The sequence below is a fragment of the Mammaliicoccus sp. Q-M61 genome (assembly GCF_022386055.1).
Classification (GTDB): domain Bacteria; phylum Bacillota; class Bacilli; order Staphylococcales; family Staphylococcaceae; genus Mammaliicoccus; species Mammaliicoccus sciuri_A.
Genome location: NZ_JAJNJL010000006.1, coordinates 1 through 14,452, shown reverse-complemented (window position 1 = coordinate 14,452; position 14,452 = coordinate 1). Strand labels below are relative to the sequence as shown.

Here is a 14,452-nt window from a genome sequence, read left to right as displayed (position 1 = left end):
AAGGATGATTTATTGTGGCATACATTCCAATCAATTTAGATTTACAAGATAAAATCGTCAAAGTTATTGGTGGCGGTAAAATTGCTGAACGTAGAGTGAACGCACTGATAAATAGTGGAGCGTTGATTCATGTTATTTCACCAGAACTTACTGACAAGTTAAAGCAGTATGAAATTGAAAGGAAATTGAAATGGCACAAAAAGGACTTTGAAATATCTGATATAGAATATGTTGATTTTATTATAAATGCCACGAACTCACCAGAAATAACCGATGTCATTAAAGATAATGCCCCTAAACATTGTCTAATCAACATGGTCGGTGATGCACAAGATGGCAATGTGATATTTCCTGGGACATTAAATAGAGGTAAGTTGCAGATAAGCGTCACATCAAATGGTGCAAGCCCAAAGTTAGTGCGTAATATTTTGAAAGATTTAGAACAACAATATTCAGTAGATTATACAGAATATGTAGATTTTTTATATGAATGTCGCACAATCATTAAATCACTAGAAATAGAGCAAACAGAAAAAAATCAATTATTAGAGAATATTTTGTCTCATCAATATTTCGATACGATTGAGCAAAATAAATTCATCAATTGGTTGAAACGACAACTTAAATAGAAAGCCAGAGAGGAGTAGCGTATGCGAAAGTTAACGATATTTGCATTAGTAGGTTTTTTAGCACAACTTATAGACGGTTCTCTTGGGATGGGATTTGGTGCAACCTCTTCATCATTACTATTAACTTTTGGAGTGGCACCAGCAATCGCATCTGCAACCATTCATTTTTCAGAAGTGGCAACAACAGCAGCATCAGGACTTTCACATTTAAAGTTTAAAAATGTTGATAAGTCCATCATTCTAAAGCTTGCTTTACCAGGCGCGATAACTGGATTTATCGGTGCGGGTATATTGAGTAACTTGCACAGTGATTTTATTAAACCCTTCATCGCCTTATTCTTATTATCAATGGGACTTTATATTATTTATCAATTTGTATTTAAAAAACAACAAAACCAACAAGTGAAAGACGGCAGATTTTCAGCTTTATTACTTGTTCCACAAGGTGCAATTGCAGGATTCTTAGATGCAATTGGTGGTGGTGGCTGGGGTCCAGTTAATACACCATTATTACTATCAAGAAATAAAATTGAACCAAGATATGTTATCGGAACAGTTTCAGCGAGTGAGTTCTTTGTGACAATTTCAACTTCATTAGGATTTATTATCTTCTTAGGTTGGAGTCAAATAAACATTTTACTTGTTGTTGCGTTAGCATTTGGTGGCGTCGTAGCAGCACCGTTCTCAGCATGGTTAGTGAAGACTTTACCGGTGTATGTTTTAGCGGTACTTGTCGGTGGTCTAATCATATTTACAAATAGTAGCGTGTTATTAGGTACTTTAATTAGCAGTGAAGCAACAGTCAATATTATAAAAGGTGTTATTATCCTTGCTTGGTTAGGTCTAGTACTATTCACACTTTACCAACATAATAAATTTCCTTTTAATATTCAAAATCAAAAATCAAAAGAAGTAGATCAAATTAATTAATAGGAGTGAATATTGATGGTATCAGTAACTCAAAAGACTAAAGAAACAATCGAAGCTCATGGTGGAGAATTAATTAATCGCCAAGTAACAGGTCAAGAAAGAGCAGAACTTATTGAAGCGGCACAATCATATCCTAAATTAACATTAAATCCTTGGAGTCTATCCGATTTAGAATTAATCGCAATTGGTGGTTTCAGTCCACTGACAGGATTTTTAGGTGAGAAAGATTATATCAGTGTTGTTGAAAATCTACGTCTAGAAAATGGACTTGTATGGAGTATTCCTATTACATTACCTGTTACTGAAGAAGAAGCAAACAACTATGAAATAGGTTCAGACATCGCTTTATATGGTGAAGACAATCATTTATATGGTGTGTTAAAGCTTGAAGAGAAATATACGTATGATAAAGCTAAAGAAGCTCAAAATGTATACGGCACAACAGATGTGGATCACCCAGGTGTGAAACGTGTATATGAAAAAGGTAATGTTTATTTAGCTGGTCCAATTCAATTAGTTGATCGACCAAAACATGATGAATTTAGTGATTTCCATTTAGACCCAAGTGAAACACGTGAATTATTTAAAGAATTAGGATGGAAAACAGTTGTAGGTTTCCAAACGAGAAACCCAGTTCATCGTGCGCATGAATATATTCAAAAAATAGCGCTTGAATCAGTGGATGGATTATTATTAAATCCTTTAGTTGGTGAAACGAAGTCTGATGATATTTCAGCTGAAATAAGAATGGAAAGTTATCAAGTTATCTTGAAACATTATTACCCAGAAGAAAGAACACGACTTGTGATTTATCCAGCAGCAATGAGATATGCAGGCCCACGTGAAGCCATTTTACATGCATTAGTACGTAAGAATTATGGCTGTACACACTTTATCGTCGGTCGTGACCATGCAGGTGTAGGTGACTACTATGGTACATATGACGCACAAGAATTAATTTCACAATATGAAGATGAAATAGGTATTCAAATCTTTAAATTTGAACATGCATTCTTCTGTACGATTTGTGACAACATGACAACAGCTAAGACATGTCCTCATGACAAATCAAATCATGTTCATTTAAGTGGAACAAAAGTGAGAGAGAAACTTCGTAACGGTGAACAATTACCAAAAGAATTCTCAAGACCAGAAGTAGCAGAAGTATTAATTAAAGGTTTAAGACAAAATTAATTTCTTTAGGAGTGGAATAATGAGCGCGTCAACAAATATTACATGGCATGATTCTGAAGTAACAAAAGCACAAAGACAAGAACGTAACGGTCATAAAAGTGTTGTGATTTGGTTTACTGGATTATCAGGATCAGGTAAATCAACAATATCTGTAGCATTAGAAAAAGCATTATTTGAACAAAATATCACGTCATATCGTTTAGATGGAGATAACATTCGTCACGGATTAAACCAAAACCTTGGATTCAGTCCAGAAGACCGAAAAGAAAATATCCGTCGTATCGGTGAAGTCGGTAAATTAATGGTAGATGCTGGTGTTGTTACAATGACAGCATTCATCTCACCATATGAAGAAGACCGTAATACAGTTAGAGATATCCTTGAAGATGGTGAATTCATCGAAGTCTTCACTAAATGTAGTTTAGATGAGTGTGAATCAAGAGATCCAAAAGGACTGTATAAAAAAGCAAGAAGCGGTGAAATCAAAGAATTCACTGGCATTAATGCACCATATGAAGAACCATCAAACCCTGAAATAGTCATTGATACAGAAAACGAAAGTGTAGAAGAATCTGTAGAGAAAATCGTTGCATACTTAAAAGAAAATCAATATTTATAATGAAGAAAGCTCACAACGCTGGCTAGTGTTGTGAGCTTTTTGATTTGTGGTGGAGTGCTTACGAACAAGTTTGGTGAGAAGTGTTCATAAGGCGGTTGTTATGAACAAGTTTAGTGAGAAGTGTTCATAAGGGTGTTGTTACGAACAAGTTTGGCAAGAAGTGTTCATAAGAGGGTCAGTATTTACAATTTTTACGAGTTTTGTAAATATGGGCCCCGTTATTAGCAGTTCTGGTCAAAGGTGCAAATACTGATACCGTTAATAGCAGTTCTGGTCAAAAGTGCAAATACTGATACTGTTATTAGCAGTTCTGGTCAAAGGTGCAAATACTGATACCGTTATTAGCAGTTCTGGTCAAAGGTGCAAATACTGGTGCCAACAAAAATAGCAAAAGCGCGGGGTATGCATTGCTACCTCGCGCTTTTACTTATTTGTCTTCTTGACTTGGTATTGGGAAATACTTATATATCTCTCCAGTTTTAATAGCGTTACTGATATTTGCTAACCATTCATAATATACTTTTGATTCTTCTAATTGTGTATGAATGGTGATTGCTTCTTCTTTAGTTTCTTCATCGACATCATCTGCGTCTATGATTTTTTGTAGCAAGATTTCTGCGTCTTTAACAGAATCCATATTAATAGAAATTTCTCGATCCCATTTTCTTGAGAAAAAGTTATTAAAGAAGATAAAGAAGTCTTTTTCAGCGATGAAATGTTGTTTTCTACTTCCTCTTGTAAATTGTTGTTTGACGATATCAAATTCTTGTAGTTTCTTAACACCAGCACTCATGCTTGGTTTGCTCATTTGAAGTTGTTCACGCATTTCATCTAGTGTCATACTACCTTCAAATACCATCGTCCCGTATAAATTTCCAACACTTCGATTAATACCATATAAATCCATCGTTTCTCCAATACCGTTAATCACGATGTCTTTAGCTTGGTCTAGTTGTTTTTTGTAGTTATCTGAACGTACCACTACATACACCTCCAATAGTTACCTTAATTGTACCATGAATCCTTTTACATTGTAGTTGCTTTTCCATTACTTGTCTATTTGAAATACCTATTAAAAACAAATCATAAATGGACTTTGGAAATTTGACGCCTTTCATAATTCTATGCTAACATAAAATCTGTAAAGTTCGTTAAATAAAAATTTAACAAAGTTAACGGAGGTATTTTGAATGGGATATATAGAGCATTTATCTAGACGTCAATTTATAAATGGTGAGTGGGTAGAAGCTTCTAATAAAGCGACTCGCGACATTGTGAATCCATATAATCAAGAAGTTGTGATTTCAGTAGCAGAAGGTACAGAAGAAGATGCTGAAAAAGCAATTTTAGCAGCTAGACAGTCATTTGAAGCTGGTGAATGGTCAGGTGAGACGACTGAAAATAGAAGTCGCAAAGTTAGAGAAATTGCAGATTTAATTAAAGAACATAAAGAAGAACTAGCAGAACTTGAAACATTAGATACTGGTAAGACATTAGAAGAATCATATGCAGATATGGATGATATTCATAATGTATTTATGTATTTTGCAGGTTTAGCAGGACATGATGGTGGTGAAATTATTGATTCCCCAATACCTCATTCAGAAAGTAAATTAGTAAAAGAACCTGTAGGCGTTGTGACGCAAATTACGCCGTGGAATTATCCGTTACTTCAAGCTTCATGGAAAATAGCACCTGCTCTTGTAACAGGTTGTTCGTTAGTTATGAAACCAAGTGAGATTACGCCATTAACTACAATTCGTGTATTTGAATTAATGGAACAAGTTGGATTTCCTAACGGTGTCATCAACCTTGTACTAGGTAAAGGTTCTGAAGTTGGTGAAGTATTAGCATCTCATAAAGAAGTCGATCTCGTTTCATTTACAGGTGGTATTCAAACAGGTAAGCATATTATGAAACGTGCAGCAGACAATGTAACGAATATTGCTTTAGAACTAGGTGGCAAGAATCCGAATATTATTTTCGATGATGCAGATTTTGATTTAGCGATTGATCAAGCTTTAAATGGTGGCTATTTCCATGCCGGTCAAGTTTGTTCAGCTGGATCTCGAATTATCGTACATAACGATATTAAAGATAAATTTGAAAAAGCTTTAGTTGAACGTGTTAATAAAATTAAAATCGGTAATGGTTTTGATGAAACTACTGAGATGGGACCGTTAATTTCAGGAGAACACCGCGATAAAGTTGAAAAATATATAGAAGTTGCGAAAGAAGAAGGTACGACAATTGCTGCTGGTGGTAAACGACCAGACAGAGCAGACTTACAAGATGGTTTCTTCTTTGAACCAACTGTCATTACAAACTGTGATACATCTATGAGAATTGTACAAGAAGAAGTATTTGGACCTGTCGTAACAATTGAAGGATTCTCTAATGAACAAGAAGCGATTGAATTAGCGAATGATTCTATTTATGGACTCGCAGGCGGCGTATTTACGCAAGATATTGCTAAAGCAAATCGTGTGGCTAATAAATTGAAAATGGGTACAGTTTGGATTAATGACTTCCATCCATATTTTGCACAAGCACCATGGGGTGGATATAAACAATCTGGTATAGGTAGAGAGTTAGGTAAAGAAGGATTAGAAGAATATTTAATTTCTAAACATATTTATACAAATATTCAACCTGAGCCAGTGAATTGGTTTAGTAAATAAATACAACAAAGAAGAAAGAGTATATAGGAGGATTTTGAGATGAAGCAATCTTATGATTATATAATTATTGGAGGCGGAAGTGCCGGATCTGTATTAGGTAATCGTTTAAGTGAAGATAAAGATAAGACCGTATTAGTATTAGAAGCGGGTAGAAGTGACTATCCATGGGATTTATTAATTCAAATGCCAGCAGCACTTATGTATCCATCGGGTAATCGTTTCTATGACTGGAAATATGAAACAGATGGCGAACCTCATATGGGCGGTAGAAAAGTAGCACATACAAGAGGTAAAGTACTTGGTGGTTCAAGTTCAATCAATGGTATGATTTATCAACGAGGAAACCCAATGGACTATGAAGGTTGGGGAGAACCTGAAGGCATGGAAACATGGAAGTTTGCGAATTGTTTACCATACTTTAAGCGATTAGAAAAAACTTTTGGAGCAGATAAATCAGATCAATATCGTGGTCACAATGGACCAATTAAATTGAGAAGAGGACCAGCAACAAACCCATTATTCCAAGCTTTCTTTGAAGCGGGCGTTCAAGCTGGATACAATAAGACACCTGATGTAAATGGTTTTAGACAAGAAGGATTTGGTCCATTTGATAGCCAAATTCATAATGGTCGACGTGTTTCAGCATCAATTGCTTATTTAAGACCAGCTATGAAACGTAAGAATTTAACTGTTCAAACAAGAGCTTTTGTTACTGAAATCAATTATGAAGGTAGACGAGCAACTGGTGTAACATTCAAGAAAAATGGTAAGACACATACAGTTGCTGCAGGAGAAGTTATTCTATCAGGTGGTGCGTTCAATACGCCACAATTACTTCAACTTTCTGGAATTGGTGACTCTGAACATTTAAATTCATTAGGTATAGAGACACGTGTACACTTGCCAGGTGTAGGTGAAAACTTTGAAGACCACTTAGAAGTATATGTACAACATGCATCTTCTAAACCAGTATCTGAGCAGCCAAGTTTAAATAAATTTAGAATGCCTTTTATCGGATTACAATGGATCTTCGGTAGAAAAGGACCAGCAGCAAGTAACCACTTTGAAGGTGGCGGATTTGTAAGATCTAATGATAAAGTTGATTATCCAAACTTAATGTTCCACTTCTTACCATTAGCAGTACGTTATGATGGACAAAAAGCAGATACGAAACATGGTTTCCAAGTACATATCGGACCAATGTATTCTAACTCTAGAGGTAGCTTGAAGATTAAATCTAAAGATCCATTTGAAAAACCTAAATTTGTCTTTAATTATTTATCTACAAAAGAAGACGAACAAGAATGGGTAGAAGCAATTAGAGTTGCAAGAAATATCTTGAAACAACCAGCTCTAGCACCATACAATGATGGAGAAATATCTCCAGGACCTTCAGTACAAACAGATGAAGAAATTTTAGAGTGGGTTAAAAAAGATGCAGAAACAGCACTTCACCCATCATGTAGTGCTAAAATGGGACCAGCATCAGATCCAATGGCTGTAGTTGACCCATTAACAATGAAAGTACACGGTATGGAGAACTTGAGAGTAGTCGATGCATCAGCAATGCCACGTACAACAAACGGTAATATCCATGCACCAGTATTGATGCTAGCAGAAAAAGCAGCAGACATCATTCGTGGTAAAAAACCATTAGAACCAGAAGAAATAGATTACTATAAACACGGCGTCCACCCTAAAGACGCAGGCGTTGTGAAATAATAGGAGAAGAATGAAGGCTGAGACAGAAATTGTCTCAGCCTTTAGTTGTTATATGGGGATGCGCTAACTACCATAATTCCGAATAATGGTAATAAGAAGTCGCTAACTACCATAATTCCGAAAAGTGGTAATAAGAAAGCTCTAACTACCATAATTCCGAAAAGTGGTAATAAGAACGCGCTAACTACCATAATTCTGAATAGTGGTAATAAGAAAGCTGTAACTACCATAATTCTGAATAATGGTAATAAGAAGTCGCTAACTACCATAATTCTGAAAAGTGGTAATAAGAACGCGCTAACTACCACAATTCCGAAAAGTGGTAATAAGAAGTCGCTAACTACCACAATTTTGAAAAGTGGTAATAAGAAAGTTCTAACTACCATAATCCTGAATAATGGTAATAAGAGATGGGTTTCTAAGGGACATTATTCGAAATTGTGTCCCTAACAGCATATCTAAGGGACATTATTCCGAATTGTGTCTCTAACAGCATGTCTAAGGGACATTATTCCGAATTGTGTCTCTAACAGCATATCTAAGGGACATAATTCCGAATTGTGTCCCTAACAGTGTGTCTAAGGGACATTACTCAGAATTGTGTCCCTAACAGTGTATCTAAAGGACATAATTCCGAATTGTGTCTCTAACAGCACCTCTTACGGACATTTCCAAGAATTCTGTCCCTAATTGTTATTTATTTAAATGTCTATATAATGTTGCTCTGCTAATGTTTGTCGCTTCTTTAATTTCTTCTAAAGTATATTTCTTAGAATGGTACATCTCGATGGCGTTTTTTAAATTAAGATCATTTCGCTTCGGTCTTCCGATAGTCTTACCTTCTGTTTTGGCTTTTGCGATACCTGACTTAGTTCTGAATTTAATCATATCGCTTTGAAACTGATTAAGTAGATTTAAAAATTTATTAAAATTCATTTGCTCATGCTGACTAATTGTTATTTGAGCATTAATAATATGAATGTCCACATTGATTTCCTGGGCAATTGTAATGAGTTCTTCTAATTGGTATGAGGTATCTGCAAGAATACATAAATCAGTTATGTATAATTTATCCCCGCTTTGTAATTTACTATAAAATAAAGTATTTAATTCTTTTCTGATTTCAGTTTGTGCATGAGATTCTTCAATAATTGTTAATGAAAATTTGCTTAACTTTGAATGTTGTTCAGCGACTGTATCATATAATTCGATTGGTCTAATATAGCCATAATTCATAAATTTCACCTCAATAGTTTCATAAATGTATACATATGAAACTCTTTTGTTTATAATAGCACTATTGAAAATATATAAAATAGGAGTATGTATAATGTTTAAATCTTATATAGAAGAATGGCTTTCTAATCCAGGGAAAAATTTACTAGCTGGTATTGTTGTAGCGCTAGCACTTATTCCTGAAGCCATTGCATTTTCTATAATTGCAGGAGTAGATCCAATGGTAGGATTGTACGCTGCTTTTATTATTGCTACGACAACTTCAATAGTAGGTGGTAGACCTGCTATGATATCTGGAGCTGCAGGAGCTGTTGCGCTTATTGTAACACCTTTAGTTAGAGAACACGGTGTCGATTATTTATTTGCAGCAACGATACTCATGGGTATTATACAGTTATTATTAGGAATTCTCAAAATTGGTAGACTCATGAAGTTTATACCTAGGTCAGTCATGATTGGATTTGTAAATGCCTTAGCAATTATGATTTTTATGTCTCAACTTGAGCATATATTCGGTATTTCAATAAGTACATATATTTATATAGCTATTACATTACTCATTGTTTATATTGTACCAAAATATTTCAAAGCAATTCCTGCACCACTTATCGCAATTATTTTATTAACAACGCTATATATGGTAACAGGTTCTAATGTAAGAACAGTTGGCGATTTAGGTACGATAACGAGAGCATTTCCGAATTTCTTAATACCACAAGTTCCTTTTAACTTAGAGACATTAACTATCATTTTGCCGTATTCTTTATCAATGGCAATTGTAGGATTAGTAGAAAGTTTATTAACTGCTAAAATTGTTGATGAAGCAACAGATTCTCATAGTAATAAAAATAAAGAATCTAGAGGTCAAGGTATTGCCAATATCATCACAGGACTATTTGGAGGAATGGGTGGCTGTGCTATGATTGGTCAATCTGTCATCAATGTAAAATCAGGTGCAACAAGTAGATTATCAACATTTACAGCGGGTGTCTTCTTAATCATTCTCATCCTATTATTAGGAGATGTAGTTGTACAAATTCCTATGCCAATTTTAGCGGGTATTATGGTGATGGTATCTATTAGTACATTTGATTGGAAATCATTTAAGTACGTTAAGCAAGCGCCAAGAACAGATGCTGTCGTTATGATTTTGACAGTGATCATCGTGTTATTTACACATAACTTAGCTATAGGCGTTATTGTCGGTGTTATATTTAGTTCTTTATTCTTTGCTACTAAAATATCAAATGTTCATGTTCATCAAACAATAGAAAATCATTTTTATAAATATGCATTCACCGGACAAATATTCTTTGTTTCAATAGATTCAATGATGAATCAGCTAGACTTTTCTATTGAAAATAGTCAGATTGAATTAGACTTTACACACGCACATTTATGGGATGACTCAGCAGTCAATGCAATCGATTCAATGGTAAAAAAATTCGAAGATAAAAACAATACAGTATTTGTTAAACAATTAAATACAGATAGTAGGAAAATTATTTCCGAACTAAGTCAGCTCAATGAAACACATTTAACATAAGATTGGAAATTTTATTTAACCCCAATACAAAAAAGGCTCGGACACTAATGAATTGTCCAAGCCTTTTGTTATGTTATTAATTTTTATTGACTGATGCGTCATAGATAGAATCTACTGCTTCTTGTAATCCGCTATTAAATTCTTCTGCTGATTGTCCAGCGAATAGGTCAGTTACTAATGCACGTGAGAAACTTGCGATAAGTCCGTCATTTTCTTTAAGTAATTCATTTGCTTTTTCTCTTGAGTAACCGCCTGATAATGCAACGACACGAACAACGTTAGGGTGTTCGATTAATGATTTATATTGGTTTGGTTTTGTTGGAATTGTTAATTTCAACATAACGTATTGATCGTCGTTTAATTTATCTAATTCTTTCGCGATTTCTTCTTTTAAGATATCTTCAATTTCTTCTTTATCTTTAGCATTAATGTTCACTTCTGGTTCGATAATTGGAACTAATCCTGCTTCGATAATTTGTTTACCAATTTCAAATTGTTGTTCTACAACTTTAGCAATAGCTTCTTGATTTGCTTCAAGAATGTTTGAACGCATTTTTGTACCAAATACATTACGTTCTTTTGCACGTTGTAATAACTCATCTAAACCAGGAATGACTTTCATTAACTGTACGCCATTTTCTTCATCTGCTAAACCTTTGTCTACTTTTAAGAAAGGAACGATACCTTTTGAAGCTAAGTAGTCAGAAGTATATTGACCTTCAACTTCACGGTCCATTGTTTGTTCAAATAAAATAGCACCTAATATTTTTTCAGAAGTAAAGGCTGGAGATGTTACGATACGTGTTCTCATTTCATGAACAAGTGTAAACATTTCATCTTCGTTGCTGTATTGATTTTCATCAATACCATAATCTTTAAGAGCTTTTGGAGTACTACCACCACTTTGATCTAGTGCAGCTATAAAACCTTTACCATTTTTTATTTTTTCAAATTGTTCTTGGTTCATTTTTTCCACTCCTTTAGATATTTTCACTTATAGTATGATGATTTTTACCATTTATCGCAAGTTATTCAACTTTTAATGGTTTTTTTAAGAGAGAAAATGCTCAATAAATATGTCGAATTTAAGAAGATTGACGCATGATTATTTCATAAAAAGCTTATACGCATTATGATGTACATTAGGGAGGATTCTCAATGAATAAAAAATCAGCAATATTATTAATAGGTAGCTTAGCTATTGTAGCTTTAGCAGTCGTAGCTTTATTATTATTTTCAACTCAAAAAAGTACATACTACGGCTATATGGAGAATAGTACAACTGCAGAAAAAGTAGTCAGTGAGAAAAATAATGAAGTTACGGAAAATATCAAAATCGAATCAACAAGTGATTTCAAACCTAAAAAAGGTGATTTTGTAAAATTAATTTCAAACGATAACGGCAAAACATTTTATAAAAAAGAAGTCGTAAAACATGATGACATACCACATGGTTTAATGATGAAAATACATGATATGGAAATGTAAGAAATATAAAGTCTGAGACAAATGCTAATGTCTCGGACTTTTACTATTTTATTTAATAGTTACATATAGTAAAATTACATTTAACTTCTTTAGAATGTGGGTGGTTAAAGTGATGTTAATCAGAAATAAACAAGAATCAGATGTTGAAGCGATTGCTAAGGTTCATTATGAGTCTTGGTTGACGACATATAGAGGAATTGTTCCAGATAGCTATTTGGATCAATTAACGTTAGCGTCATATATTGTAAGACACCATAAATTTAATGCGCCATGTATTGTTGCAGAGGTTGATGAAGAAGTGATTGGATTTCTAATGTATGGTAAAGACAAAGATGAAGATACAAGTGATACATGCGGTGAAATTATGGTCATTTACTTACTTGAAGCATATCAACACCAAGGGATAGGCACACGTTTGATGCAAGAAGCGGAAAAACAAATGAAGGATAAATATGATGAATTAAGTCTTTGGGTTTTTGAAGATAATCATCCTACGATTAAATTTTATGAAAAACATGGCTTTAAAAAAGATGGTAAATCTGAAATAAGCGATATTGATAAAGAATTAAAAGAAGTAAGAATGATGAAAAGAATATGATACATATGGAATTGTGTTTTACGTGAAACGAGTAGATGTTAGATCATCGGCTCGTTTATTTTTTTAGAAATATTAATTACTTATTCAATTTATTTAGGTTTTCAGAATAGATTTTTAAACAAATCAAAAATTATTCTAAAAAATATGATTAGTATTATTATACTAGGGTAACATATCAAGAAAGGAGGAATTAAATATGAGTAAAATAACAGATTCATTCTTAAATGCTTTAGATAGCATTATAGCATTCATACCAAACTTAATTAGTGCAATTATCTTATTAATTGTCGCTTGGTTAATTGCAGTAATTGTTAAAACAGTTATTGTGAAAGGATTAAACGCAGTTGGTTTTGAAAAATGGCTAGAGAAAAAGGGGCTAACTGAATCAGGAAGTGGCAAATCAGGGTCTGAAGGCTTAATTCAGACATTTGGTAAATTAGCTTACTTCATTATATTCTTACTATTCTTACCATCAGTGTTTGATGCATTAAATATGACTTCTGTATCAACACCGATTAAGAACATGATGGGTAGTGTATTAGACTTCTTACCTAGAATTATTGTTGCGATTGTTATATTAGTTGTTGGTTTATTCATCGCAAAAGTATTAGGTACATTAGTTAAAAACTTATTAACAAATTTAAATGTTAGTAAATATAATCACTATGTAAACTTTGGTGAGAATAAAGAAAGTATTGATATTCCTTCAGCTGCAGGCTGGGTAATTTCAACAATCATTGGTTTATTCTTTGTTGTTGAATCATTAAATACAGTTAATTTAGAAGTGTTAAATACAATTGGTGAAGCAATTATTGGATACTTACCATTAGTAATTTCAGCAGCAATTATCTTATTAATTGGTTTCATTGGTGGTAACTTACTATCTAAATTAATTAAAAAATCTACAGGTAACGTATTCGTATCTGAAATCGTTAAATATTTAGTAATCATCGTTTCAGTATTTATGACATTAGATCAATTAAACTTTGCTCAAAGCATTGTTAATGTAGCATTCTTACTAATCTTAGGTGCTGTAGCAGTAGCATTTGCTATCTCATTCGGTATCGGTGGTAAGTCATTTGCAGAAAAAACATTATCAAAAATTGAACGTAAAGCTGAATCAAATGACAAATAAAAGATGATTCGAAAAAGCTGAGACATCCGTGTCTCAGCTTTTTTTGTGGATATATATAATGGGTGAGTGAAGGTAAGCGATGAGTCAAGTCATGGCTTAAGTAGTGAATAAAGCCAAGAGATAGTCCAAGTCGTGGCTTAAGTCCTGAATAAAGCCAAGAGATAGTCCAAGTCGTGGCTTAAGTCCTGAATAAAGCCAAGAGATAGTCCAAGTCTTGGCTTAAGTCCTGAATAAAGCCAAGAGATCGTTGAAGTCATAGCTTAAGTCCTGAATAAAGCCAAGAGATCGTCAAAGTCTTGGCTTAAGTAGTGAATAAAGCCAAGAGATGGCTGAAGTCATGGCTTAAGTCCTGAATAAAGCTAAGAGATAGCTCAAGTCATGGCTTAACGCCTGAATAAAGCCAAGAGAAAGCTGAAGTCATGGCTTAAGTGCTGAATAAAGCCAAGAGAAAGCTGAAGTCATGGCTTAAGTGCTGAATAAAGCCAAGAGATAGCTCAAGTCTTGGCTTAAGTGCTGAATAAAGCCAAGAGATCGCAGAAGTCATAGCTTAAGTCCTGAATAAAGCCAAGAGATCGTTCAAGTCTGATGTGAACCCAAATATTTGACCTAAACAAATCAAACTATTGGGGTGCATTCTTATGAGGAAAAAGTATGATTTTAAATTCAAAATAAAA

The 14,452-nt window shown here is 33.9% G+C and carries 14 protein-coding genes; 10 read left to right on the top strand and 4 right to left on the bottom strand.

The genetic code is table 11. The features are described 5' to 3' along the window. The first annotated feature begins 14 nt into the window (after window positions 1-14). Genes LQ677_RS09130 through cysC form a run of 4 tightly spaced genes read left to right on the top strand, consistent with a single transcriptional unit; the run spans window position 15 to window position 3,372 of the window. Window positions 15-629 (top strand): NAD(P)-binding protein, encoded by a 615-nt coding sequence (locus LQ677_RS09130; RefSeq protein WP_239748551.1) that lies wholly within the window; start codon window positions 15-17, stop codon window positions 627-629. 21 nt (window positions 630-650) lie between these two features. Then, window positions 651-1,559: a sulfite exporter TauE/SafE family protein gene (locus tag LQ677_RS09125; RefSeq protein ID WP_239748543.1), complete on the top strand. Its 909-nt coding sequence runs from the start codon at window positions 651-653 to the stop codon at window positions 1,557-1,559. A 15-nt stretch (window positions 1,560-1,574) separates the two neighbouring features. Beyond that, window positions 1,575-2,753, top strand: coding sequence for a sulfate adenylyltransferase (gene sat / locus LQ677_RS09120; protein ID WP_239748540.1), 1,179 nt, complete (start codon window positions 1,575-1,577; stop codon window positions 2,751-2,753). Window positions 2,754-2,772: 19 nt separating this feature from the next. Further along, on the top strand, window positions 2,773-3,372 hold the full coding sequence (cysC, locus tag LQ677_RS09115; protein ID WP_048540525.1) for an adenylyl-sulfate kinase: 600 nt from the start codon (window positions 2,773-2,775) through the stop codon (window positions 3,370-3,372). Window positions 3,373-3,799: 427 nt separating this feature from the next. Here cysC and cudC read toward each other — a convergent pair whose 3' ends face one another. Continuing rightward, the gene (gene cudC, locus LQ677_RS09110) at window positions 3,800-4,354 is read right to left on the bottom strand and encodes a choline uptake/conversion transcriptional regulator CudC (protein ID WP_107565381.1); all 555 of its coding nucleotides are present in this window, start codon (window positions 4,352-4,354) and stop codon (window positions 3,800-3,802) included. 208 nt (window positions 4,355-4,562) lie between these two features. On the opposite strand from cudC, the gene betB reads away from it, so the two are divergent. Both betB and betA read left to right on the top strand, forming a co-directional pair. After that, complete coding sequence (gene betB / locus LQ677_RS09105; protein WP_191836302.1) at window positions 4,563-6,053, top strand: betaine-aldehyde dehydrogenase; 1,491 nt, start codon at window positions 4,563-4,565, stop codon at window positions 6,051-6,053. Window positions 6,054-6,092: 39 nt separating this feature from the next. Then, on the top strand, window positions 6,093-7,775 hold the full coding sequence (gene betA / locus LQ677_RS09100; RefSeq protein ID WP_159315997.1) for a choline dehydrogenase: 1,683 nt from the start codon (window positions 6,093-6,095) through the stop codon (window positions 7,773-7,775). 41 nt (window positions 7,776-7,816) lie between these two features. Here the strand turns inward: betA and LQ677_RS09095 are convergent, their stop codons facing one another. Further along, window positions 7,817-8,161, bottom strand: coding sequence for a hypothetical protein (locus LQ677_RS09095; RefSeq protein WP_239748530.1), 345 nt, complete (start codon window positions 8,159-8,161; stop codon window positions 7,817-7,819). 307 nt (window positions 8,162-8,468) lie between these two features. Further along, window positions 8,469-9,011 carry a recombinase family protein gene (locus LQ677_RS09090; RefSeq protein WP_191836303.1) on the bottom strand — a complete coding sequence of 181 codons (543 nt, stop codon included), beginning with the start codon at window positions 9,009-9,011 and terminating at the stop codon, window positions 8,469-8,471. Between the two features lie 94 nt (window positions 9,012-9,105). Here LQ677_RS09090 and LQ677_RS09085 point away from each other — a divergent pair, with 94 nt between their 5' ends. Then, window positions 9,106-10,557 carry a SulP family inorganic anion transporter gene (locus LQ677_RS09085; protein WP_204205757.1) on the top strand — a complete coding sequence of 484 codons (1,452 nt, stop codon included), beginning with the start codon at window positions 9,106-9,108 and terminating at the stop codon, window positions 10,555-10,557. Between the two features lie 76 nt (window positions 10,558-10,633). On the opposite strand, the gene LQ677_RS09080 is transcribed toward LQ677_RS09085, so the two are convergent. Next, the gene (locus tag LQ677_RS09080; RefSeq protein ID WP_239748521.1) at window positions 10,634-11,524 is read right to left on the bottom strand and encodes a fructose bisphosphate aldolase; all 891 of its coding nucleotides are present in this window, start codon (window positions 11,522-11,524) and stop codon (window positions 10,634-10,636) included. 191 nt (window positions 11,525-11,715) lie between these two features. On the opposite strand from LQ677_RS09080, the gene LQ677_RS09075 reads away from it, so the two are divergent. The 3 genes from LQ677_RS09075 to LQ677_RS09065 all read left to right on the top strand — a co-directional run bounded on the left by LQ677_RS09075 (window position 11,716) and on the right by LQ677_RS09065 (window position 13,778). After that, window positions 11,716-12,045 carry a DUF4889 domain-containing protein gene (locus LQ677_RS09075; RefSeq protein ID WP_239748511.1) on the top strand — a complete coding sequence of 110 codons (330 nt, stop codon included), beginning with the start codon at window positions 11,716-11,718 and terminating at the stop codon, window positions 12,043-12,045. Between the two features lie 112 nt (window positions 12,046-12,157). Next, window positions 12,158-12,643: a GNAT family N-acetyltransferase gene (locus tag LQ677_RS09070; RefSeq protein WP_239748495.1), complete on the top strand. Its 486-nt coding sequence runs from the start codon at window positions 12,158-12,160 to the stop codon at window positions 12,641-12,643. A 196-nt stretch (window positions 12,644-12,839) separates the two neighbouring features. After that, window positions 12,840-13,778 (top strand): mechanosensitive ion channel, encoded by a 939-nt coding sequence (locus tag LQ677_RS09065; protein WP_025907316.1) that lies wholly within the window; start codon window positions 12,840-12,842, stop codon window positions 13,776-13,778. The last annotated feature ends 674 nt before the right edge of the window (window positions 13,779-14,452 follow it).